The sequence below is a fragment of the Micromonospora citrea genome (genome assembly GCF_900090315.1).
Classification (GTDB): domain Bacteria; phylum Actinomycetota; class Actinomycetes; order Mycobacteriales; family Micromonosporaceae; genus Micromonospora; species Micromonospora citrea.
This window is the reverse complement of the sequence record NZ_FMHZ01000002.1, coordinates 3972939-3992563: the sequence shown is the minus strand read 5'-3', so window position 1 is coordinate 3992563 and position 19625 is coordinate 3972939. Positions and strand designations below refer to the sequence as shown.

General features: G+C 75.6%; 19 protein-coding genes, 1 tRNA gene and 1 pseudogene. 11 read left to right on the top strand and 10 right to left on the bottom strand.

Annotated elements, in window-relative coordinates; genetic code table 11:
• Positions 1 to 106 precede the first annotated feature (106 nt).
• The 4 genes from GA0070606_RS18280 to GA0070606_RS18265 all read left to right on the top strand — a co-directional run bounded on the left by GA0070606_RS18280 (position 107) and on the right by GA0070606_RS18265 (position 4108).
• Entirely contained in the window at positions 107 to 601 is a 495-nt protein-coding gene (locus tag GA0070606_RS18280; protein ID WP_091101741.1) for an MSMEG_6728 family protein, read from the top strand.
• 40 nt (positions 602 to 641) lie between these two features.
• Positions 642 to 2174 carry an FAD-dependent oxidoreductase gene (locus GA0070606_RS18275; RefSeq protein ID WP_091101738.1) on the top strand — a complete coding sequence of 511 codons (1533 nt, stop codon included), beginning with the start codon at positions 642 to 644 and terminating at the stop codon, positions 2172 to 2174.
• Positions 2175 to 2223: 49 nt separating this feature from the next.
• Positions 2224 to 3414: a hypothetical protein gene (locus tag GA0070606_RS18270; protein ID WP_245724730.1), complete on the top strand. Its 1191-nt coding sequence runs from the start codon at positions 2224 to 2226 to the stop codon at positions 3412 to 3414.
• Positions 3415 to 3664: 250 nt separating this feature from the next.
• Positions 3665 to 4108, top strand: a complete 444-nt coding sequence (locus GA0070606_RS18265; RefSeq protein WP_091101730.1) for an HNH endonuclease — start codon at positions 3665 to 3667, stop codon at positions 4106 to 4108.
• A 93-nt stretch (positions 4109 to 4201) separates the two neighbouring features.
• Here GA0070606_RS18265 and GA0070606_RS32935 read toward each other — a convergent pair whose 3' ends face one another.
• The 3 genes from GA0070606_RS32935 to GA0070606_RS33735 form a co-directional block, all read right to left on the bottom strand.
• A complete protein-coding gene (locus GA0070606_RS32935) occupies positions 4202 to 5686 on the bottom strand; it encodes a serine/threonine-protein kinase (protein WP_245724729.1) in 1485 nt (494 codons plus the stop codon).
• Between the two features lie 210 nt (positions 5687 to 5896).
• Complete coding sequence (locus GA0070606_RS18255; protein WP_091107862.1) at positions 5897 to 6661, bottom strand: enoyl-CoA hydratase/isomerase family protein; 765 nt, start codon at positions 6659 to 6661, stop codon at positions 5897 to 5899.
• 126 nt (positions 6662 to 6787) lie between these two features.
• On the bottom strand, positions 6788 to 6910 hold the full coding sequence (locus GA0070606_RS33735; protein WP_281190708.1) for a hypothetical protein: 123 nt from the start codon (positions 6908 to 6910) through the stop codon (positions 6788 to 6790).
• On the opposite strand from GA0070606_RS33735, the gene GA0070606_RS18250 reads away from it, so the two are divergent.
• The 3 genes from GA0070606_RS18250 (at position 6909) to GA0070606_RS18240 (ending at position 9721) form a co-directional block, all read left to right on the top strand.
• Entirely contained in the window at positions 6909 to 7457 is a 549-nt protein-coding gene (locus tag GA0070606_RS18250) for a hypothetical protein (protein ID WP_218106028.1), read from the top strand. The two genes, GA0070606_RS33735 and GA0070606_RS18250, sit on opposite strands and share 2 nt — an antisense overlap.
• A 75-nt stretch (positions 7458 to 7532) precedes the next feature.
• Positions 7533 to 9152 carry a succinic semialdehyde dehydrogenase gene (locus GA0070606_RS18245; protein WP_091101724.1) on the top strand — a complete coding sequence of 540 codons (1620 nt, stop codon included), beginning with the start codon at positions 7533 to 7535 and terminating at the stop codon, positions 9150 to 9152.
• Positions 9149 to 9721, top strand: a complete 573-nt coding sequence (locus GA0070606_RS18240) for a TetR/AcrR family transcriptional regulator (RefSeq protein WP_091101722.1) — start codon at positions 9149 to 9151, stop codon at positions 9719 to 9721. Before GA0070606_RS18245 ends, GA0070606_RS18240 begins: the two co-directional genes overlap by 4 nt.
• 171 nt (positions 9722 to 9892) lie before the next feature.
• On the opposite strand, the gene GA0070606_RS18235 is transcribed toward GA0070606_RS18240, so the two are convergent.
• The 3 genes from GA0070606_RS18235 to GA0070606_RS18225 form a co-directional block, all read right to left on the bottom strand.
• On the bottom strand, positions 9893 to 10312 hold the full coding sequence (locus GA0070606_RS18235; RefSeq protein WP_091101717.1) for a VOC family protein: 420 nt from the start codon (positions 10310 to 10312) through the stop codon (positions 9893 to 9895).
• 35 nt (positions 10313 to 10347) lie between these two features.
• Positions 10348 to 10752: a helix-turn-helix domain-containing protein gene (locus GA0070606_RS18230; RefSeq protein ID WP_091101715.1), complete on the bottom strand. Its 405-nt coding sequence runs from the start codon at positions 10750 to 10752 to the stop codon at positions 10348 to 10350.
• Between the two features lie 161 nt (positions 10753 to 10913).
• Positions 10914 to 10990, bottom strand: a tRNA-Thr gene (locus GA0070606_RS18225).
• Between the two features lie 322 nt (positions 10991 to 11312).
• Here GA0070606_RS18225 and GA0070606_RS18220 point away from each other — a divergent pair.
• Positions 11313 to 12404 (top strand): ABC transporter ATP-binding protein, encoded by a 1092-nt coding sequence (locus tag GA0070606_RS18220; RefSeq protein ID WP_091101710.1) that lies wholly within the window; start codon positions 11313 to 11315, stop codon positions 12402 to 12404.
• A gap of 57 nt (positions 12405 to 12461) precedes the next feature.
• Here GA0070606_RS18220 and rlmB read toward each other — a convergent pair whose 3' ends face one another.
• The gene (rlmB, locus tag GA0070606_RS18215) at positions 12462 to 13592 is read right to left on the bottom strand and encodes a 23S rRNA (guanosine(2251)-2'-O)-methyltransferase RlmB (protein WP_091101706.1); all 1131 of its coding nucleotides are present in this window, start codon (positions 13590 to 13592) and stop codon (positions 12462 to 12464) included.
• A complete protein-coding gene (cysS, locus tag GA0070606_RS18210; RefSeq protein ID WP_091101702.1) occupies positions 13592 to 15007 on the bottom strand; it encodes a cysteine--tRNA ligase in 1416 nt (471 codons plus the stop codon). Before cysS ends, rlmB begins: the two co-directional genes overlap by 1 nt.
• Positions 15008 to 15071: 64 nt before the next feature.
• Here cysS and GA0070606_RS18205 point away from each other — a divergent pair, with 64 nt between their 5' ends.
• Positions 15072 to 15719 (top strand): helix-turn-helix domain-containing protein, encoded by a 648-nt coding sequence (locus tag GA0070606_RS18205; RefSeq protein WP_091101698.1) that lies wholly within the window; start codon positions 15072 to 15074, stop codon positions 15717 to 15719.
• Positions 15720 to 15895: 176 nt separating this feature from the next.
• Positions 15896 to 16984 carry a hypothetical protein gene (locus GA0070606_RS18200; protein WP_091101693.1) on the top strand — a complete coding sequence of 363 codons (1089 nt, stop codon included), beginning with the start codon at positions 15896 to 15898 and terminating at the stop codon, positions 16982 to 16984.
• Between the two features lie 95 nt (positions 16985 to 17079).
• On the opposite strand, the pseudogene GA0070606_RS18195 reads toward GA0070606_RS18200, so the two are convergent.
• A pseudogene (locus tag GA0070606_RS18195) lies at positions 17080 to 17922 on the bottom strand (S8 family serine peptidase); the annotation flags it as partial.
• A gap of 30 nt (positions 17923 to 17952) precedes the next feature.
• Positions 17953 to 18915: an EamA family transporter gene (locus tag GA0070606_RS18190; protein ID WP_091101691.1), complete on the bottom strand. Its 963-nt coding sequence runs from the start codon at positions 18913 to 18915 to the stop codon at positions 17953 to 17955.
• A gap of 75 nt (positions 18916 to 18990) precedes the next feature.
• On the opposite strand from GA0070606_RS18190, the gene GA0070606_RS18185 reads away from it, so the two are divergent.
• Positions 18991 to 19536, top strand: coding sequence for a CGNR zinc finger domain-containing protein (locus tag GA0070606_RS18185; RefSeq protein WP_091101688.1), 546 nt, complete (start codon positions 18991 to 18993; stop codon positions 19534 to 19536).
• Positions 19537 to 19625: the final 89 nt, after the last annotated feature.

Genomic DNA, 19625 nt, shown 5'->3' with positions numbered 1-19625 from the left:
AGCCGATCGCACGCCGCGCAGCCCCGTGATCACGAATGCTGGTCGCCCGGCGGGTCGCCGCCGGTTCCGGCAGATTCCCCGGCCCGTTGGCGGGTAGACCAGCGGCATGCAGACGTTCCTGCCGTACCCGGACTTCCTGGCCAGCGCCCGGACGCTGGACCAGAAGCGGCTGGGCAAGCAGCGGGTGGAGACCATCCAGGTGCTGCGCGGGCTCACCCGCCCCACGTACGGCTGGCGCAACCACCCGGCGGTGAAGATGTGGGCCGGGTACGAGGAGGCCCTGACCCGGTACGGGCTGGACATGTGCGCGGTCTGGTCCGAGCCGGGCCGGGCCGACACCTGCGCGACCACGATGACCGCCGACCTCGCCGCCGCCTGCGGCCTGACCCGGGTGCGCACCCAGGCGGAGCTGGCCGAGGCCGGGGAGCTGCCGCCCTGGCTGGGCCGCGACGACCTGCACCTGAGCCACCGCTCGTCGCTGCTGCGTAAGGACCCGGGGCACTACGGCCCGATCTTCGGCGACGACGTCCCGCCCGACCTGGAGTACGTCTGGCCCGCCTCGGATCGGGAACGGCGCTGTCTGCTGCCGCCCGACGCCTGAGCGGGCAGACTGGGGTTCCACCCCGGGCGGGAAGGTGCACATGGCGCTGTCGCAAGTGGTCGGTCGGCTCGTCGGCGTACGCGAGCACGAGGTGGACCCGGGCGGTGGTGGCGCCCCCCGCGTGCCGGGCCGGGTCGAGGCGGTGGTGGTCGGCGGCGGGATCGCCGGCATGTCGGCGGCGGTGGTGCTCGCCGAGCGCGGGGTGGCGGTGACGGTGCTGGAGGCCGCGCCGACGCTCGGCGGCCGGCTCGGGGCCTGGCCGGAGACGCTGGCCGACGGCAGCCGGCAGATGAACGAGCACGGCTTCCACGCGTTCTTCCGGCAGTACTACAACTGGCGGTCGATCCTGCGCCGCGCCGACCCGGGGCTGGGGTTCCTCAAGCCGGTCCCGGGCTACCCGATCCTCAGCGAACGGTGGCCGACCGAGGAGTTCGGCAGGCTGCCGCCCGCGCCGCCGGCGAACCTGCTGGCACTGCTGCTGCGCAGCCCCAGCCTGCGCCTGCGCGACCTGCGCGGGATGGACCGCGACGCGGCGCTGCCGCTGCTCGCGTACGACCCGGCGCGCACCTACGCCGAGTTCGACGACACCACCGCCGACGAGCTGCTCACCTCGCTGCGGCTGCCCGACCGGGCCCGCGCGATGCTCTTCGAGGTCTTCTCCCACTCGTTCTTCAACCACGAGGCGGAGATGTCGGCCGCCGAGATGATCGCCCAGTTCCACTTCTATCTGCTGGGCAATCCGGAGGGGCTGGCCTTCGACTGTCCCGACGAGGACTACGCGACCGCGATCTGGGACCCGCTGACCCGGCACGTCGAGAAGCACGGCGGCCGGGTGTTCACGGGCGCCGCCGCCACCGCGCTGACCCGCGACGGCGAGGGCTGGCGGGTGGCGACCGCCGACGGCACGTCGTACCCGGCCCGGCACGTCGTGCTCGCCGTCGACCCGCCAGCCCTGGCCGCGCTGGTCGCGGCCTCGCCCGACCTGGCCGACCACGCGCCCGCGCTGGTGGAGCGGATGCCCGCGTTCGGCCGGCCCGGCCCGCCGTACGCGGTGGCCCGCTACTGGTGCGACGGGGACGTCGCCGCCGACCGGGCGGTGTTCAGCGGCGTGTCCCGGCAGCCCACCCTGGACTCGGTGACCCTCTACCACCGGCTGGAGAACGAGTCCCGCCGCTGGGCGCAGCGCACCGGCGGCTCGGTGGTGGAGCTGCACGCGTACGCCTGCGAGGAGGGCGTGCCCGCCGGGGAGCTGGCCGAGCGGATGCGGGCCGAGCTGATTGCGCTCTGGCCGGAGGCGGCCCGGCTGCGGGTGCGGGAGCTGCGCGCCCGGGTGGAGGCGCAGGCGCCCGCCTTCACGCCCGGCGGCCACGCCCGGCGGCCGGGGGTGCGCACCGACGCGGACGGGCTCTACCTGGCCGGCGACGGCGTCCGGACGGAGTTCCCGAGCGCGCTGATGGAACGGTCGGCGGCGACGGGGATCCTGGCGGCCAACCACATCCTGCGGGCGGAGGGCGGCGCGGCCGAGCCGGTCCGCTCGATCCGCCCGCGTGGCCTGCTCGCCCGACGGGGATGAGCAAACCGGGCAAAAAGGTCAGCGGGCTCGCCTAGGCTGATCTTCTGGGGTGAGCCGGGAGGTCACGGGGATGTCGCCGCGCGGGGACGACGGGCCGCTCGTCCCCGACGTGCCGCGGGACGACGCGTACCCGCTGATCCGGGACGAGCGGGCCTGCATCGTGACCGCCCTGCGGCTGGGCTGGTGGATGGCCGACGCGTACCACCACGCGCAGACCGCCGAGCCGCTCGACGCCGGGGACGACCGCCCGGCGGGCGCCCCGGCGAAACTGTCCAACCTGACCGAGATGTCGGGGCGGCGGCGCATGCAGATGTACCTCGACGGGGTCGAGGTGGCGCTCGGCCAGATCGCCGAGCTGACCCGCCGCGACGGCCCCGCGCCGTGCACCGCCGACGCGCGGGACCGGGTGACCGGCGGCGTCCGGGACGACCTGCTGCTCGCCCTCGACGACCTGAACGTGGACGTGCTGCGCTGGACGATGGCGACCAACCACCGGGTGGGGCTGGCGTACCGGCTGGGGCGTTCGCTGGCCGACACCGTCCGGCACGGCGACGCCGAGCAGGTCACCCGCCGCTTCGGGGGCCGGCAGGTCCAGCTCAGCCGGTGGCTCGGCGAGCTGGCCAGCGTGCTGCCCCCGTACTCGGCCGCGGTGGTCCGCCGGTCGCTGGCCACGTGGGCGTCGGCGGCCGCCCGGGCGGGCGTCGGCGACCCCACCGAGGCGGGGCTGCCCGACCTCGCCCGGGAGCTGCGCAACCAGGGCGAACTGTGGCGGGGCGTGCTCACCGGCGGCCTGCACCCCAGGGACCTGCTGGACGAGGAGGACTACGCGGTCGTCGCCCGCAACCTGATCATCCGGGATCGGCGGCTGGTCGTGCAGGCCGCCCGGGGGATCTTCTGGCCGGTGCTCGTACCGCTGCTGGCGGTGCTGTTCGCCGTGGTGGGGGTGAGCGCGCTCGCGGCGGCCGGCTCGCCGGCGACCCGGGCCGCCGTGGCCCTGCTCGGGCTGGGCGCGGGGCTGGCCGCGATCTGGCGCACGGTCTCCGGGCCGGCGCTGACGGTCGCCGGGGAGGTCAACCGGCCGCTGCTGGAGAGCGAGCTGACCGTGCGGATGGCGCTGCGGATCGACCGGCCGCTGGCCGCCGCGCGGGCCGCCGGCCGGGCACGCCGGCAGCGCCGCCCCGACGAGGCGGCCCCTCGATCGAAATCCGTTGCCGGTCTGTCGCCCGCCGACCTACCGTGATCCCGCAAGGTCAACCACCGTTCCGGGAGCCGGTCATGTCGATGTCGCACGTCAGCCGCGTGCCGTCGTGGCTGCCCGGCCGGGCGCGCCCGGCGTCCGGCGGTGGTTGCCGCGCCGAAGGCCCCGGGGGCGGCCGGCCCGACTGACGCGTGCCCGCACGACGTCGAGCCGCCCGTCCGCACCACCCGGACCGGGCGGCTTTTCGCTGTCCGGCCCGGCGAGACCGTCACCGCCACGAAGGGAGACACCGGTGGACGCCGTCCTCGTCGTCAACGCCGACCTCGGCCCGCTGCACCGGGTCACCGTTCAGCACGCGATCCGGATGCTCTGCCGCCGGGTCGCCGAGATCCACGAGGCCGAACCGGACCGGCTGATCGGGGTCTTCCCCGTTCCCCGGGTGGTCCGCCTCGTCCGCTACGTGGTGACCCGCTGGCGCTTCAGCGCCGGACCGGCCTGGTCGCGGGCCGGGGTGCTGCGGCGGGACGGGCGGTGCTGCGCGTACTGCGGGGGGCCGGCCGGCACGATCGACCACATCCTGCCCCGCTCACGCGGCGGCCGGAACACGTGGCGGAACACGACCGCCGCCTGCTACGAGTGCAACCAGCGCAAGGGCGACCGGACGCCGGCCGAGGCGGGCATGCCGCTGCGGCGCGAGCCGGCGACCCCGAGCTGGGCGGCGCTGGCCGGGCGGTGACGGGCCGGCCGGCGGGAACGGGGGGCCGCGTCGGGGGTACGACTCCCGGCGCGGCGCCCGCCGGCCCCACTCTGCCGGGGCCACGGACGGCGGCTACCGGCCCTTCTCCTTGACCCGGGGCACCGGGCGGCCGTTGGCGCAGCGCACGGTGACCAGGCTGCGACTCTCGGCGGAGACCAGTTCGACCCGCACCTCCCGCGCCGGGCCCGGCGCATACGCCTCCGCGTGGTGACCGGCGGCCGGCGCGACATCGACCACCACGGCGAGCTTCCCGTCGCAGCGGACCGTCACCACCCCGCCCCGGGCGACGACGTCCACCTCGGACGGCCGGGCGGGGGTCGGCTCGGCGCCGCCGGTGGGCGCCGGGGCGGTCGGGCCGCCGCCGGTGGGCGCCGCCGCGCTGGGCGCGACCGGCCCCGGGCTGGACCGGCCGGCCGTCGCCGACCCGACCGGCGGGCCGGCGCCGGGGGCGGCCGGCCGCTTCGGCGCGTCGGCGGTGACCGGCAGGGCGACGCTGGTGGAGCCCACCGGGCCGGTGCCGATGCCGGTGCGCGGCTCGTCGGCCGCGCCGGACCGCCGGCCCGAGGCATCGCCGAGGGTGCCGGCGACCGCCACCACCCCGACCACCGCCGCGCCCAGCGCCGCCACCACCCGCGAACCGCGCCGCGACCCCCAGCCCCCGCGCGCCGGCCGGCCGTCGACCCCGGCGGCGCCCGGCGGCCGCACCGGCCCGTCCGCCGGCCCGGACGCGGGCTCCGCCGCCGGCATCCGGGCGAGCGCGCCGGTGAGCACGCGCGCCACCTCGGCGGCCGAGGGACGGTCACCCGGCGCCTTCGCCACGCACCGCCGGTACAGCCGGCCGATCTCGGCGGGCACGCCGTCGACCGCCGGCAGCGGGCCCGGCTCGGCGTACGCGTGGGCGCGCAGCATCCCGGTCTGCGTCTCGCCGTGCCACGGCAGCCGCCCGGTGAGCACCTGGTGCACGAGCAGGCCGAGCGCGTAGACGTCGGAGGCGGGCAACACCCCACCGGCGGCGAGCCGCTCGGGAGCCAGGTACGCCGGGGTGCCGAGCAGCCGCCCCTCGAAGTCGATCTCGGGTGCGCCGGCGACGGCCGCGATGCCGAAGTCGACCACCTTCGCGCCCGTCGGGGCCAGCACGACGTTCTCGGGCTTGACGTCGCGGTGCACCAGCCCCTGGGCGTGGGCTGCGGCCAAGCCGGCGGCCACCTCGGCGCACACCCGCACGGCCTCCCGGGGCGGCAGCGGCCCGGCCGCCAGCCGCTGCGCGAGCGTACGGCCGGAGAGCAGCTCCATGACGACGAAGGGCACCCACCGGCCGTGGAGGAGGGACTCTCCGTAGTCGTAGACGCCGGTGACGTTCGGGTGCGAGAGCCGGGCCGCCGCCTTCGCCTCGTCCTGGATCCGCCGCCGCGCCGACTGGTCGGCCGCGACGAGCACCTTCACCGCGACGTCGCGTTCCAGCACCTCGTCGTGTGCCCGGTGGACCACGGACATGCCGCCCTTGCCGAGGCGCTCGCCGAGCCGGTAGCGGCCCGCGAGCAACTGATCACGCTGCACAGCGGACAGCCTGCCCCACCGCACCGTCCGACACCACCCACGCGCGGACCGTGTCGGGCGCGGCCCGCCCGGCGCGGCCGACGACGGCGACAGCCCCGACGCGGAGGGCGGGGCGGCGCGCCCCTTGACCCGGCGGTCAGCCCGGTCGGTTGACCCGGCGGTCAGCCCGGTCGACCCGCTCGGTCGGCCGAACCCCGGTCAGCCCGCTCGTCAGCCCGGCGTCCAGCCGAAGCGGGGCGGGCGACGCTCCCGGACGGCCGCGACGCCCTCGCGGGCCTCACCACTGGCCCGGACCTGCCCGTGCCACCAGGCGATCCGGGCCTCGTCGGCCCGGCCGTCGACGATCTCCTTGGCCGCCGCCACGCTGAGCTGCGACCGGGCGGCCACGGCGGCGGTCAGCTCGTCCACCCGGGCGGCGAGGCGGTCGGGCGGCAGCACCTCGTCGACCAGGCCGATCCGCAGCGCCCGCTCGGTGTCGATCAGCTCGGCCGTGAAGAGCAGGTGCTTGGCGGCGGCCGGGCCGACCAGCCGGGCCAGCCGCCGGGTGGTGGGTGCCGGGTACACCAGGCCCAGCCGCGCCGGCGGCACACCGAACCGCGCGTCGGCGGCGGCGACCCGCAGGTCGCAGGCGACCGCGAGCTGGCAGCCGCCGCCCACGCAGGCGCCCCGGACGGCGGCGACGGTCGGCTTGGCGAACGCGGCCAGCCGCTCCTCGGCGGCGACCGCGAGGGTGAGGTCCCCGCCGTCGAACAGGTCGTCCAGGTCGCCGAGGTCCGCGCCCGCGCAGAAGGTGCCCTCGGCGCCGGTGAGCACCAGCGCCCGGACGGCGGGATCGCCCTCCAGCCCGTCGAGCAGCTCCGGCAGCCGCCGCCACATCCCGGCGGTCATCGCGTTGCGCCGGGCCGGGTTGTGGATCACCACCGTGGCCACCGCACCCGCGACCTCGACGAGAAGCTCCGCGTCCGCCACCGTCACCACCCCTTCGCCCCGGCCTGTGCCGCCGGCCGCCGGATCGGCGGCGCCGGTGCGGCGACCATAACGGCGCGGGCCCGGCGACCACCCGGGCGGGTGGTCGCCGGGCCCGGCGACGCTACGGCCGGATCAGGAGACGTTGAGGGCGGTGCCGTCCACGACGAACGACGTCTGGAGCGACGAGTCCTCGGCGCCGGTGAACCTCAGGGTCGGCGGGGAACCGGAACGCCACGCCACACGTCCGAGCGGCATGAGATCAGCGTCGATGGCCGGCATCAAGATCGCGCTGGCGGCGGCTGTCCTGTCCGGCTGCGCCGCGAGCGAGCCGCCCGACCGGGCGACCCCCTCGCGCACCGGGCCGACGACCCCCGCCGGTGCCGGCCAGGCGACCCCGCCCGGCACCGACCGGCCGACGGCGCCGCCGACCGTCCCGCCCGCCCTCGGCCCGACCGGGGCGGCGGCCCGCGTCGCGCTGACCCGGTCGGGCGGGATCGCCGGGCGCGGGGACACCGTGACCGTGGAGCCCGACGGCCGGTGGACCGCCGTCGACCGCGCCGGCGCCCGGCGCGCCGGCCGCCTCTCCGCCGAGGACCTCCAGAACCTGCGCCGACTCCTCGCCGACCCCCGGCTCGCGGCCGAGGCCGGTCGGTCGCCGGCCGGGACCGCCTGCCGGGACGCGTTCCGCTACCGGCTGACCGTCGGGGCCGTCGAGACCGGCTACGAGGACTGCGCGGTCGACGCCGCCCCGCCGGGGGCCACCCGGGCGGTGGTGGAACTGCTGCTCCGCGTCACCGGCTGAGCACCTCCCGGCGTCGACGGCAGCCCTTGCAGCGGCATCTACAACGCGACGTTGCGTTGCGCTAACGTGGCTGGCATGACCGCCACCGCCCTCCCCCCGCACGCCGCGCCGGCGGACCGCCCCGCCGGCAACCCGGTCGCCGACGGGCCGCCACCCGCGCTGCCCGCCGCCGCCACCGCGCTCGCCGGCCAGGTGCGCGGCACCGGGCCGGCGTTCACCGCCACCTCGCCGCTGACCGGCGCGCCGACGGTGGACGTACCGTCCAGCACCCCCGCCGACGTCGACGCCGCCTTCGCCGACGCGCGGGCCGCCCAGCTTTCCTGGGCCGCCCTGCCCGCCGGGCGTCGGGCCGCCGTCCTGCTCCGGCTGCACGACCTGGTGCTGGACCGACAGGCCGAGGGGCTCGACCTGGTCCAGCTGGAGGCCGGCAAGGCCCGCCGGCACGCGGTCGAGGAGGTCCTCGACGTCGCCATCAACGCCCGCTACCACGCCCGCGCCGCCGCCCGGCTGCTGCGCCCCCGCCGCCGGGCCGGGGCCCTGCCGGTGCTCACCCGCACACGCGAGCTGCGCTTCCCGGTCGGCGTGGTCGGCGTCGTCTCGCCCTGGAACTATCCCCTCTCGCTGGCCGCCTCCGAGGTGCTGCCCGCCCTGGCGGCCGGCAACGCCGTGGTGCACCGGCCCGACCCGGCCACCATGCTCAGCGCGCTGTGGCTGCGGGCCCTCGCCGTCGAGGCGGGGCTGCCCCCGGCGCTCTGGCAGGTGGTCGCCGGCGAGGGCGCGGAGGTGGGCCCGCTGGTCACCGACCGGGCCGACCTGGTCTGCTTCACCGGCTCGACGCGGGTCGGCCGGGAGGTCGCCGCCCGGGCCGCGCGCCGGCTGGTGCCCGCGTCGCTGGAGCTGGGCGGCAAGAACCCGCTGCTCGTGCTCGACGACGCCGACCTGGACCGGGCGGTGGAGGGTGCCATCCGGGCCTGCTTCGCCAGCGCCGGCCAGCTCTGCGTCTCGATCGAACGCGTCTACGTCGCCGACCCGCTGCACGACGAGTTCCTGCGCCGGTTCGTGGCGCGCACCGGGACGCTTCGGCTGGGCGTCGGCGGCGACTTCGGCGCCGACCTCGGCTCGCTGGCGTCGGCGCGGCAGCTCGACACCGTCACCGCGCACGTCGCCGACGCCGTCGAGCGTGGCGCCACCCTGCACACCGGCGGCCGGCACCGCCCCGACATCGGGCCGTACGTCTTCGAGCCGGCCGTGCTCACGGGCGTCACCCCCGGCATGCGGATGCACGCCGAAGAGACCTTCGGACCGGTCGTCGCCGTGTACCGCTTCCGCACCGACGACGAGGCGGTGGCCCTGGCCAACGACACCGCGTACGGGCTGAACGCCAGCGTGTTCAGCGGCTCCGGGGCGCGCGGCGAGGCGGTCGCCGCCCGGATCGACGCGGGGTCCGTCAACGTCAACGACGGCTACAGCGCCGTCTGGGGCAGCGTCGACGCCCCCATGGGCGGCTGGAAGGACTCGGGGCTGGGCGGCCGGCACGGCGCGGACGGGCTGCTCCGGTTCACCCGGGTCAAGACCGTCGCCCGGCAGCGCGGGCTGGACCTGGCCCCCGCGTACCACCGGCCGGGCGAGCGGAGCGCGGCCTGGACCCGCCGGATGACCACGGCGCTGCGGCTGCTGCGCCGCACGGGGCTGTGAGCACGGCACGCGGCCCGCGCGGGGCGGCGGCGATCCACGCGGCCGTGCTGGACCTGCTGGCCTCCGAGGGGTACGCCGCGCTGACCGTCGAGGGGGTGGCCCGGCGCTCCGGGATCAACAAGACCACCCTCTACCGCTGGTGGCCGTCGAAGCCCGCCCTGGTCGCGGCGACGTTCCGGCACGCCATCGCCCGGGACCTGCCGGTGCCGGACACCGGCTCGCTGCGCGGCGACCTGACCGCCCTGCTCCGGTCGAAGGCCGCCTTCTTCGCCGACGGGCCGGGGCGGCTCGCCGCCGACGTGCTCGCCCACACCGGGGCGGACGCGGAACTGGCCCGGCTCGCCGACGAGCTGCTCGGCCAGCACTGCGCGCACGTCGCCGAGGTGACCGGGCGGGCCCGCGCGCGGGGCGAGCTGACCGGGCCGGTCGACGACACGCTCCTGGCCGATCTGCTGCTCGGGCCGGTCTGGCTGCGCGCCGTGGTCACCCACCGCCCGCTGCCACCCGCCGACGCCGACGCCCTCGTCGACACCCTGCTCGCCGGCCTGCCGACCGGCCGGGCCGGGTAGCCGGCCCCCGCCAGCCGGGCCAGGTAGCCGATCCCGCCGGCCGGGCCGGGTGGCCGGCCCCCGCCGGCCGGGCCGGGTAGCCGATCCCGCCGGCCGGGCCAGGTGGCCGGCCCCCGCCACGGCCGGCGACGCCCGCCCCCTCCGATCCCCAGGGGTCGCCCCCGCCGCGGGTCAGGCCCGAGGGAACATCTGGCCGATGCGGATCTTGTTGCCGAACGGGTCGCGGATGCCGAAGTCGATCCCGTACGGGCGCTCCATCGGATCGTCGGTGATCTCGACGCCCTTGGCGACCAGCTCCTCGTACGTCTTCTGCGCGTCGTCGGTGGTCATGAAGAGGAAGCCGCCCAGCGCCCCCTTGGTGAGCAGCTCACGGACCTGCTCGGCGGTCGCCGGGTCCAGCGCCGGCGGACCGGGCTTCTCCAGCAGGATCTCGCGCTCCGGGTCGCCGGGGATGTTGACCGTGAGCCAGCGCATGAAGCCGAGGTCGGCGTCGGTGTTGACCTCCATGCCGAGCTTGCCGACATAGAAGTCGAGGGCCTCGTCCTGGTCGAGGACGTAGATCTGGGAGCGGGTGATCGCGTTCATCGTCATGCCGGAGACGCTACGGGGCGGGCCTGAGCTGCTGCTTATCCAAAACTGCTGGGCCGGGTCCAGGCCTTGGTGAAGCAGCCCGGAACGGGCGCGGCGAGCGGGGCCCTGCGCCTGCGGTACTCCGACGGCGGCTCGCCGACGATCTGCCGGAACGTGCGGCTGAACGTGCCGAGGCTGGAGAACCCGACCGCGTAGCAGATGTCGGTCACGTCCCGGCGCGTGTGCAGCAGCAGGTACATCGCCCGCTCCACCCGCCGCCGCTGGAGGTAGCGGTGCGGGGTCTCGCCGAAGGTGGCCCGGAAGGTGCGGATGAAGTGGGCCTCGGAGACGTACGCGATCCGGGCCAGCGCCGCGATGTCCAGCGGCTCGTCGTACGCGCGGTCCATGGCGTCCCGCGCGCGCAGCATGGCCCGGTTCGACTCCTCCGCGGCCCTGCTCACACGGCCAGCATAGGCACGGCGTGCCGCGGGTCGGCGGGGCCGTGCTGCTCGTCCTTGCCGTGGCGCACCTGCGAACGCGTCAGCCGCACGGGCGCGCTGTCGGCGCTGCGGTCGACCGGCCGGCTCGCGACCGCGCCGAAGCGCGGAACGCCTGACGGAAATGGAGCCCCCGGCCGGGATCGAACCGGCGACATCTCGCTTACAAGGCGAGTGCTCTGGCCAGCTGAGCTACAGGGGCGCGTGGTGTCGACGTCAGCATAGCGACTGACGTCCGGATTTCCCCCTCGGCAGGGCCCGCGAGCACCGGAAACGTCGCGGCGGCCGGAGGGCGGGGGTCGATTGATGTCTCCCCGTGCCCGAGTGCCCGGAATGCGTATGCCATCCGTCCCACCCGATGCCCCCCGTCTTGGCAGGTTACGGAAAGCCGTTTACCGTGCAGTGACACGGATGACACTTCGATCATCGGGGCGTCGCCCGTGGGTCGGCGCACGCACGTGCCGGCCGCTCCTTCCACTCGGATCGTCCGGCACGTTCCTGCCGGTGAAAGGAAGCACCTGACCATGGCTACGGTCACCTACGCCAAGGCGTCCCGGATCTACCCGGGCACCGAGCGCCCCGCCGTCAACCAGCTCGACCTGGAGATCGGCGACGGCGAGTTCCTCGTCCTGGTCGGCCCCTCCGGTTGCGGCAAGTCCACCAGCCTGCGGATGCTCGCCGGCCTGGAGGACGTCGACCAGGGTTCGATCCACATCGACGACCGGGACGTCACCCACCTGCCGCCGAAGGCCCGCGACATCGCGATGGTCTTCCAGAACTACGCCCTCTACCCGCACATGACGGTGTACGAGAACATGGCGTTCGCGCTCAAGCTGCGCAAGACCTCGAAGGCCGAGATCGACCGGCGGGTCAAGGAGGCGGCGGCGCTGCTCCAGCTGGAGGAGTTCCTCAACCGTAAGCCGAAGGCGCTCTCCGGCGGTCAGCGCCAGCGCGTCGCGATGGGCCGGGCGATCGTGCGCGAGCCGCAGGTCTTCCTCATGGACGAGCCGCTGTCGAACCTCGACGCGAAGCTGCGTGTGCAGACCCGTACCCAGATCGCGTCGCTGCAGGCCAAGCTGGGCGTCACCACCGTCTACGTCACCCACGACCAGGTCGAGGCCATGACCATGGGCCACCGGGTGGCGGTCATGCTCGACGGCGTCCTCCAGCAGGTGGACACCCCGCGGGCGCTCTACGACACCCCGGCCAACGTCTTCGTCGCGGGCTTCATGGGCTCCCCCGCCATGAACATCAAGACCGTGCCGCTGAGCGACCGGGGCGCCGCGTTCGCCGAGATGCACATCCCGCTGACCCGGGAGCAGGTCGAGGCCGCCCGCGCCGACGGCGGCGACGGCAAGGTGACCGTCGGCTTCCGCCCCGAGGACTGCGACCTGGTCAGCCCGACCGAGGGCGGCATGCCCGTCGTCGTCGAGCTGGTCGAGGACCTCGGCTCCGACGCCAACGTCTACGGCCACGCCGCGCTCGAGGGCAACAACGAGCGCTTCGTGGTCCGCACCGACCGGCGCACCATGCCGAACATGGGCGACACCGTCTTCGTCAAGCCGCGCGAGGGCCGCAGCCACGTGTTCAACGCCGCCACCGGCAACCGCATCTGACGTACGACGAAGGGGCGGCCCGCCATCGGCGGACCGCCCCTTTTCGTGTCTGCGGAGTCAGCCGTCGGCGGCCCGGCGGCGCGCCACCTCGGCGAGGGTCACCGCGGCGGCCACGCTGGCGTTGAGCGACTCGACCTCGGAGACCATCGGGATGCTCACCGTGAGGTCGCAGGTCTCGCCGACCAGCCGGGACAACCCCCGGCCCTCGGAACCGACCACGACTACCAGCGGGCCGACCGCGGCCTCCAGGTCGTAGAGGTCGGTGTCGCCGTCGGCGTCCAGGCCGACCACCACGAAACCGGCGTCCTGGCAGGCCTTCAGCGACCGGGTCAGGTTGGTCACCTGGGCGACCGGCACCCGGGCGGCCGCGCCGGCGCTGGTGCGCCAGGCGGTCGCGGTGATCCCGGCGGCCCGCCGCTCCGGTACGAAGACGCCCTGCGCGCCGAAGGCGGCGGCGGACCGGATCACCGCGCCGAGGTTGCGCGGGTCGGTCACCCCGTCCAGCGCCACCAGCAGCGGGGCGGTCTGCTCCAGCGCCGCCGCGACGAGATCCTCGAAGGGCTCGTACGCGAACGGCGGCACCTGGAGCCCGACGCCCTGGTGCAGCACACCGCCGGTCATCCGGTCCAGCTCGGCGCGGCTGATCTCCAGGATGGCGATGCCCCGGTCGGCGGCGGTGCGGACGATCTCGTTGACCCGGTCGTCCATGTCGATGCCCTGGGCCGTGTAGAGGGCGGTCGCCGGCACCTGGGCGCGCAGCGACTCCAGCACCGGGTTACGCCCGACCAGCAGCTCCGGGGAGTCCTTCGACGGGTTGGACTTGCGGCCCGGCGCGACCCGGGGGCCGCCCCGACCGGCGGGTCGAGCACCCCGGCCGGCGGCCCCGCGCCCGCCTCCCGGCACGCCCCGGCCGCCACCCTTGCCCCAGGTGGTGTCCTTGCTGCCCGGCTGGCCGACCTTGGGCGCGCGCCCCTCCTCGGCCGCCGCCCGGCGCTCCTTCTCCTGCTTCCAGGCGGTGCGCTGGGGCAGCTTCTCGGTGCCCGAGTAGGCCTTGTGCCAGGGCCGCTCGTCGGCGGGCAGGGTCCTGCCCCGCCCGGCGAGGGCGTCCTTGTTCTTGCCGCCGGAGCCCTTCGGGGCTCCCGCCTTCGGCGCCAGTCGCCGGCCACGGCGCTGCGAGTTGCCGGCCATCAGTCCTGCTCTCCAATAGTCCAACGGGGGCCCTGGGGGGTGTCCTCGACCACCACGCCGGCCTGCTTGAGCTGGTCGCGTACGGCGTCGGCGGCGGCCCAGTCCTTGCGACCGCGAGCCTGCGCGCGCTGCTCCAGGGCCAGCGCGATCAGGGAGTCCACCACGCCGCGCAGGTCGTCCACGCGGCCGCCACCGGTCCACGCCGGGTCGAGGGGGTCGACCCCGAGGATATCCAGCATGGCGCGGGCGGCGGCCAGCGCCGTGCGGACGGTCACATCGTCGCCGCCGGTCAGCGCGGTGTTGCCGTCGCGGACCACCTCGTGCAGGACGGCGAGCGCGGCCGAGGTGTTCAGGTCGTCGTCCATCGCCGCCGCGAACGCGCCCGGCAGCTCGCCGAGGTGGCCGGGGCCGACGCGCTCGACGGCCCGCTGCACGAAGCCCTCGATCCGGCGGTACGCCACGGCGGCCTCGCGCAGCGCCTCCTCCGAGTAGTCGATGCGCGAGCGGTAGTGTGCGGCGGCGTAGTAGTAGCGCAGCTCCACCGGCCGCACCCCGAGCGAGTCGACGTACGTCAGGTCGAGGGCGTTGCCCAGCGACTTGCCCATCTTGGCGCCGCCGATGCTGAGCAGCCCGTGGTGCACCCAGTAGCGGGCGAACGGCAGCCCGGCCGCCTGCGACTGGGCGATCTCGTTCTCGTGGTGCGGGAAGGTGAGGTCCAACCCGCCGCCGTGGATGTCGAACTCGGCGCCGAGGTAGCGCCAGCACATCGCGGAGCACTCGATGTGCCAGCCCGGCCGGCCCCTCCCCCACGGCGACGGCCAGTAGGCGTCCGCCGGCTCGTCGGGCTTGGCGCCCTTCCAGAGCGCGAAGTCGCGCGGGTCCCGCTTGCCCCGGTCGGGCGCGTCACCGGCGGACTGCATCGCGTCCACCGACTGGTTGGACAGCGACCCGTAGGCCGGCCACGAGCAGACGTCGAAGTAGACGTCGCCGGAGCCGTCGGTGGCCGGGTAGGCGTGCCCGTCGGCGATGAGCTTGGCGATCAGCTCGTGCATCTCCGGGATGTGCCCGGTGGCCCGCGGCTCGTACGTCGGCGGCAGCACGTTGAGCGCCCGGTAGGACTCGGCCAGGACCAGCTCGTTGGCGTACGCGATCGACCAGAACGGCCGCCCCCGCTCCACGGCCTTGACCAGGATCTTGTCGTCGATGTCGGTCAGGTTGCGGATGAAGGTGACCTCGTAGCCGGCGGCGAGCAGCCAGCGGCGCAGCACGTCGTAGTTGACGCCGGAGCGAAGATGACCGATGTGCGGCGGGGCCTGGAGGGTGAGACCACACAGGTAGACCCCCACCTTGCCGGCTTCCCGCGGGACGAAGTCCCGCACCGATCGGGTGGCGGTGTCATACAGGCGTAGCGTCACCGTACAAGGGTAGCCGTCCCACGCGTTCCGGGGTTGTCCGGAGCCGGGTCGTACGCTGCTGGTCGTGGACACGACGGCGCGGGGCGGGGAGACGGCGCAGACGCTGGACCGGGGGCTGCGGCTGCTGCACCTGGTCGCCGACGCGCCGGGCGGGCTCACCGTCACCGAGGCGGCGAACCGGCTGGGCATCGGCCGGGCGGCGGTCTACCGGCTGGTGGGCGCGCTGACCGCGCACGGGATGCTGCGCCGCGACGGCGGCGGCCGGCTCCGCCTCGGCGCGGGGGTGCTGCACCTGGCCCGGCGGGCCCAGCCGCTGCTCGCGGAGGGGGCGCTGCCCGCGCTGCGCCGGCTCGCCGAGCAGGCCGGCGCGACCGCCCACCTCACCGTGGTCGAGGGGGGCGAGGGGGTCGCGCTCGCCGTCGTGGAGCCGAGCTGGACGTCGTTCCACGTCGCGTACCGGACGGGGGCGCGGCACCCGCTGGAGCGCGGGGCGGCCGGGCGGGCCATCCTTGCCGGCCGGGCGGGCGCCGCCGGCCCGGTGAGCACCGCCGGGGAGCTCCAGTCCGGGGCGTACGGGGTGGCCGCCCCGGTGCTCGGCGTGCCCGGCCTGGAGGCGAGCGTCGGGGTGGTGGCGCTCGCGCCGCTGGACGCCGAGGTGGTCGGCGCGCAGGTCATCGCCGCCGCCACCGCCATCGCCGCCGCCCTCTCCTGAGCCGCCCGGTCCTTCACCTCGCTCGCCCGCGCGGGACGTCCTCCGCCTCCCGAGCGGCGATCCTCTAACACATCCGGCGGCTGTCGTGTCGGTTGTCCACAGGCGAAGGTTCCCGGTGCGGCCCGGGTCGTCCACAGGGGTGTCGGGCGGCCTCCGGCGGCGGGCACGCTGGCCGCATGCCACCTCCACCGCACCGTCCAGGTGTCCTGGCCTGGCAGGTCTTCCGCGGCTCGGACGCGATCCGACAGGGCCTGGTCACCGAGCACCAACTGCGCGGCTCCGCCTGGCTGCGTCTGCGTCACGACGTCTACGCCGACGCCCGGCTGGACCGGGACCACGCCCTGGCCTGCCGCGCCGCGGCCCTGCGGTTGCCGCCCGAGGCGGTCGTCGCCGGCCCCTCGGCGGCCTACCTGCACGGTGTCGGGCACGCCGCCTCGTTCGTCGACGACGTGCACGTCCTCGTCCCGAGGGCGATGCGGCTCGGCCCGCAACGGGGCCTGCGCGTGCACTCCACGGGTCCGCACCGGCAGCCCGCAGGGGCGGGTGGCGGTCCGCACCCGACACACCGCACGCCGGCCGAGGGCAGGGAAACGACGGCCTCCGCATCCGCTGACGGCGGGGACGTCACGGCCGTACCGCCGGCTGGCGGCCTGCGCACGGCGCTGCGCACGCCGGCCGACGGCCCGGGCAGCGCGGTCCGGCCGGTTCCAACCGGCCTGCGGGTGGCGGATCTGCGCACCGCCGGCGTGCCGGTCAGCACCGATCCGACGTCTGCGGCGTGGGAGACGGCGGTCTGGTTGGAGCCGCTGCGCGCCGTCGGCATCGTCGACTCGTTGCTACGGCAGGGGCTGACCAGCCGTGCCGCCCTCGCCGACGTCGCCGCCCGCAACGCCGACCGGCCCGGCGGCCGCCGGGCCCGCTGGGTGTTCGGCCTGGCGGATCCGGGCGCCCGGTCGCCGGCCGAGTCCGAACTGCGGGTCCGGCTGGTGCTGGCCGGGCTGCCGCGCCCCGCCGTCCGGCACCCGGTCCGGGTCGCCGCCGGGCTGGTCGTGCACGCCGACCTGGCGTGGTCGGCGTACCGCGTGGCCGTCGTCCAGGACGGGCGGCACGCCGAGGCCGGCGGCGGGCACCTCGACCGGATCGCCCGGCTGGTCGGCGCCGGCTGGCTCGTACTGCCGGTCACCGGCAGGCGGCTGCGCCACGACTTCCCGGGTGTCCTGCGCGAGGCTCGCGCCGCACTCGGTGCCCGGGGCTGGCGCCCGTGACCGGGGCGCCTGCGCCGGGCACCGGATCGACCGCCCGCCGCCTGACGCGCGAGGGGCCCGGCCGAAGTCGGCCGGGCCCCTCCGGTGGTGCGTCGTTACGGGCGGGCGTTGGGCTTGAGCGGGGTCTTCACCGCCGCGTACGCGTCGACGATGCCGTAACCGTAGAAGCCGTTGAAGTCCAGCCCTCCGGCGCGGTAGGCGTCGAACTCGGCGTCCCGGCCCTCGTTGGTGTACGACTGCAGGCGCGGCTCCGGGCAGGCGCGCTCGGCGGCCGTGCGGTAGAGGTGCTGCTGACGATCAGCGCGGCGACGCCGGAGGCGTGCGGGGCCGCCATCGAGGTGCCCTGCAGATAGGTGCAGTACCCGCACTCACCGTTGGCCTTGCACGCCTTGAAGACCGTCTCCTCGAACCCGGCGACGATGTTGCCGTCGGCGTCGACCGAGCCCTCCTCCTGGAGCACCTTCTTCGGGTACGTCGAGAGGATCATGTTGGCGTCGGTGCGGTAGGTGTCCGTGCCGAAGCCGTCACGGAACCAGCCGCCGGGCGCCGCCACGGCGGTCTGCTCGGTGCCGTAGTTCGAGAAGTCCGACTTCTTGCCCGACGGCCCGACCGCCGACACGCTGATCACGTTGGGGCCCTCGGTGGGCAGGTCCCAGCAGCTGTCGTTGTCGATCTCGCGCGGGTAGGGCGCGGTGTCGCCGTAGTCCGGGCTCGACACGTCGGTGCGCGGGGCGCCCGGATCCTCGTGGTTGTTGCCCAGCGCGCGCGGCGCCGATCGTGCCGGCCACGTGGGTGCCGTGCCCGCCGTCGTCGGTGCCGACCGGGTCGAGGCAGCTCGCCACCTCGCACTCGCCGTCGACGATGTCGGGAGCGAAGTTGCGGGACAGCGCCCAGTTGAAGTTCGGCGCGATGTCCGGGTTGCTGGCGTCGACGCCGGTGTGCGGGCGCCGCCGGGCGACCCGTTCGGGTCACGGCAGGGCGGGCTCGGCCACCTGCGGCTGCGGGTCGTCGGCACGGGGAGCGCGCAGCTCGTCGACGCGCACCAGGGCGACGCCGGCGACGATCAGGGCGCCGCCGAGCAGTTGCACCACGGTGGGCAGTTCGCCCAGCACCAGCCAGGCGATGAGGACGGCGAACATCACCTCGGTCAGCCCGACGAACGACGACAGCCGGGCGCCGAGGATCCGGGTTCCGGCGATCCCGGCGAGGTACGCGACGACGGCGGCGATCAGCGACAGCCCGACCACCGGCACCAACCAGCTGGTGCGCTGCCCGGCGAAGGTGACCTCGCCGAAGGCCACCCGCAGCGGCAGCGCACCGACCGCCCCGAGCAGCAGCAGGACGGCGGCCCCGACGGCCATGCCGCCGCTGGCCATGGCCACCGAGGGCAGTTCCTCGTCGACCCGTCCCGCGAGCACGAAGTAGCCGGCGAGGCCGACCGCCGCCCCGAGCCCCCAGAGCACGCCCACCGCGTCGAGCCGGCCGGCACCGGTCAGGTCCAGGACGAAGAACAGGCCGGCGAGGGCGGCCACCGAGCCGGCGACGGTCAGCCGGCGGGGACGCTGCCCGTGGACCAGCCACATCCAGCCCACCACCAGGACGATGCCGAGGTACTCCAGCAGCAGCGCGACGCCGACCGGCAGGTAGCGGACAGCGTTGAAGAAGCAGACCTGGGCCGTGGCGACCCCGAGCAGCCCGAACACGCCGATCGCGGCGAGGTTGCGGCGCAGCACGTCCCACCTGCCGCGTAGCGACAGCACGGCCGGGACCGCCACGACCAGCGCGGCGACGCCGACCCGGACGGCCACGGCGGATTCGGCCGACCAGCCGGCGTCGATGAGGGACCGGGCGAACGTGCCGGACGTGGCGAAGGTGACGGCGGAGAGCAGGGCGAGGCCGAGACCGAGCCCGGCGGCGGGTGGTTGACGCATCGATCCACTCCCACTGTCATAAGCAAAAAGCCACTATGCTGATGACGCTAGGCGGGCACCACGACAGGAGTCAAGTTGCTCTTCACCCATGACACGGAATGCGCCTTGACCACCGTGGCCGCGCTGGTCAACACCGACGGTCGCGCCGGTGAGGGCCTGCCCGACGTCGCCGCCCTGGACGCGTTCTTCGTCGCCCACGCCTACAGCGGGCGGCACGAGCGCAGCGAGGACGAACTGCGGGCCGTACGCGACCTCCGACCCAGGCTGCGCCGCGTCTGGTACGCCGACACCGAGGGGATCGTCGCCATCGTCAACGGGCTGCTGCGCGAGAACGACGCGCTGCCCCAGCTCATCACCCACGACGACGAGCCGTACCACTTCCACGCCGTGCCGCGCGACGCGCCGCTGGCCACCCGGATGGCCGTCGAGGCCGCGATGGCGCTGGCGGACCTCGTACGCGCCGGCGAGCTGCGCCGGCTGCGGATCTGCGACCACCCGGACTGCGAGAACGTGCTCGTCGACCTGTCGAAGAACCGCTCCCGCCGGTTCTGCGACGCCGGCTGCGGCAACCGTGCCGCCGTCACCGCCTACCGCGCCCGCAGGTCCGCCTCGCGCGGTTGACGGCGTGCGGCGAGACGTCCGGGCGCAGGGTGCACAGCCACACCACGCGCTCGCGGCCGGGGCGGTCCGGGACCACGTCGACCGGCGTG

Excerpts from the sequence above, each read along its gene's own strand:
- GA0070606_RS18280 (WP_091101741.1), top strand. The coding sequence starts at position 107 with ATGCAGACGTTCCTGCCGTACCCGGACTTCCTGGCCAGCGCCCGGACG.
- GA0070606_RS18235 (WP_091101717.1), bottom strand. The coding sequence starts at position 10,312 with ATGACGATGAACGCGATCACCCGCTCCCAGATCTACGTCCTCGACCAG.
- rlmB (WP_091101706.1), bottom strand. The coding sequence starts at position 13,592 with ATGGCCGGCAACTCGCAGCGCCGTGGCCGGCGACTGGCGCCGAAGGCG.
- GA0070606_RS18220 (WP_091101710.1), top strand. The coding sequence starts at position 11,313 with ATGGCTACGGTCACCTACGCCAAGGCGTCCCGGATCTACCCGGGCACC.
- GA0070606_RS33735 (WP_281190708.1), bottom strand. The coding sequence starts at position 6,910 with ATGCCGCTCGGACGTGTGGCGTGGCGTTCCGGTTCCCCGCCGACCCTG.
- GA0070606_RS18190 (WP_091101691.1), bottom strand. The coding sequence starts at position 18,915 with ATGCGTCAACCACCCGCCGCCGGGCTCGGTCTCGGCCTCGCCCTGCTC.
- GA0070606_RS18200 (WP_091101693.1), top strand. The coding sequence starts at position 15,896 with ATGCCACCTCCACCGCACCGTCCAGGTGTCCTGGCCTGGCAGGTCTTC.
- GA0070606_RS18245 (WP_091101724.1), top strand. The coding sequence starts at position 7,533 with ATGACCGCCACCGCCCTCCCCCCGCACGCCGCGCCGGCGGACCGCCCC.
- GA0070606_RS18275 (WP_091101738.1), top strand. The coding sequence starts at position 642 with ATGGCGCTGTCGCAAGTGGTCGGTCGGCTCGTCGGCGTACGCGAGCAC.
- GA0070606_RS18250 (WP_218106028.1), top strand. The coding sequence starts at position 6,909 with ATGAGATCAGCGTCGATGGCCGGCATCAAGATCGCGCTGGCGGCGGCT.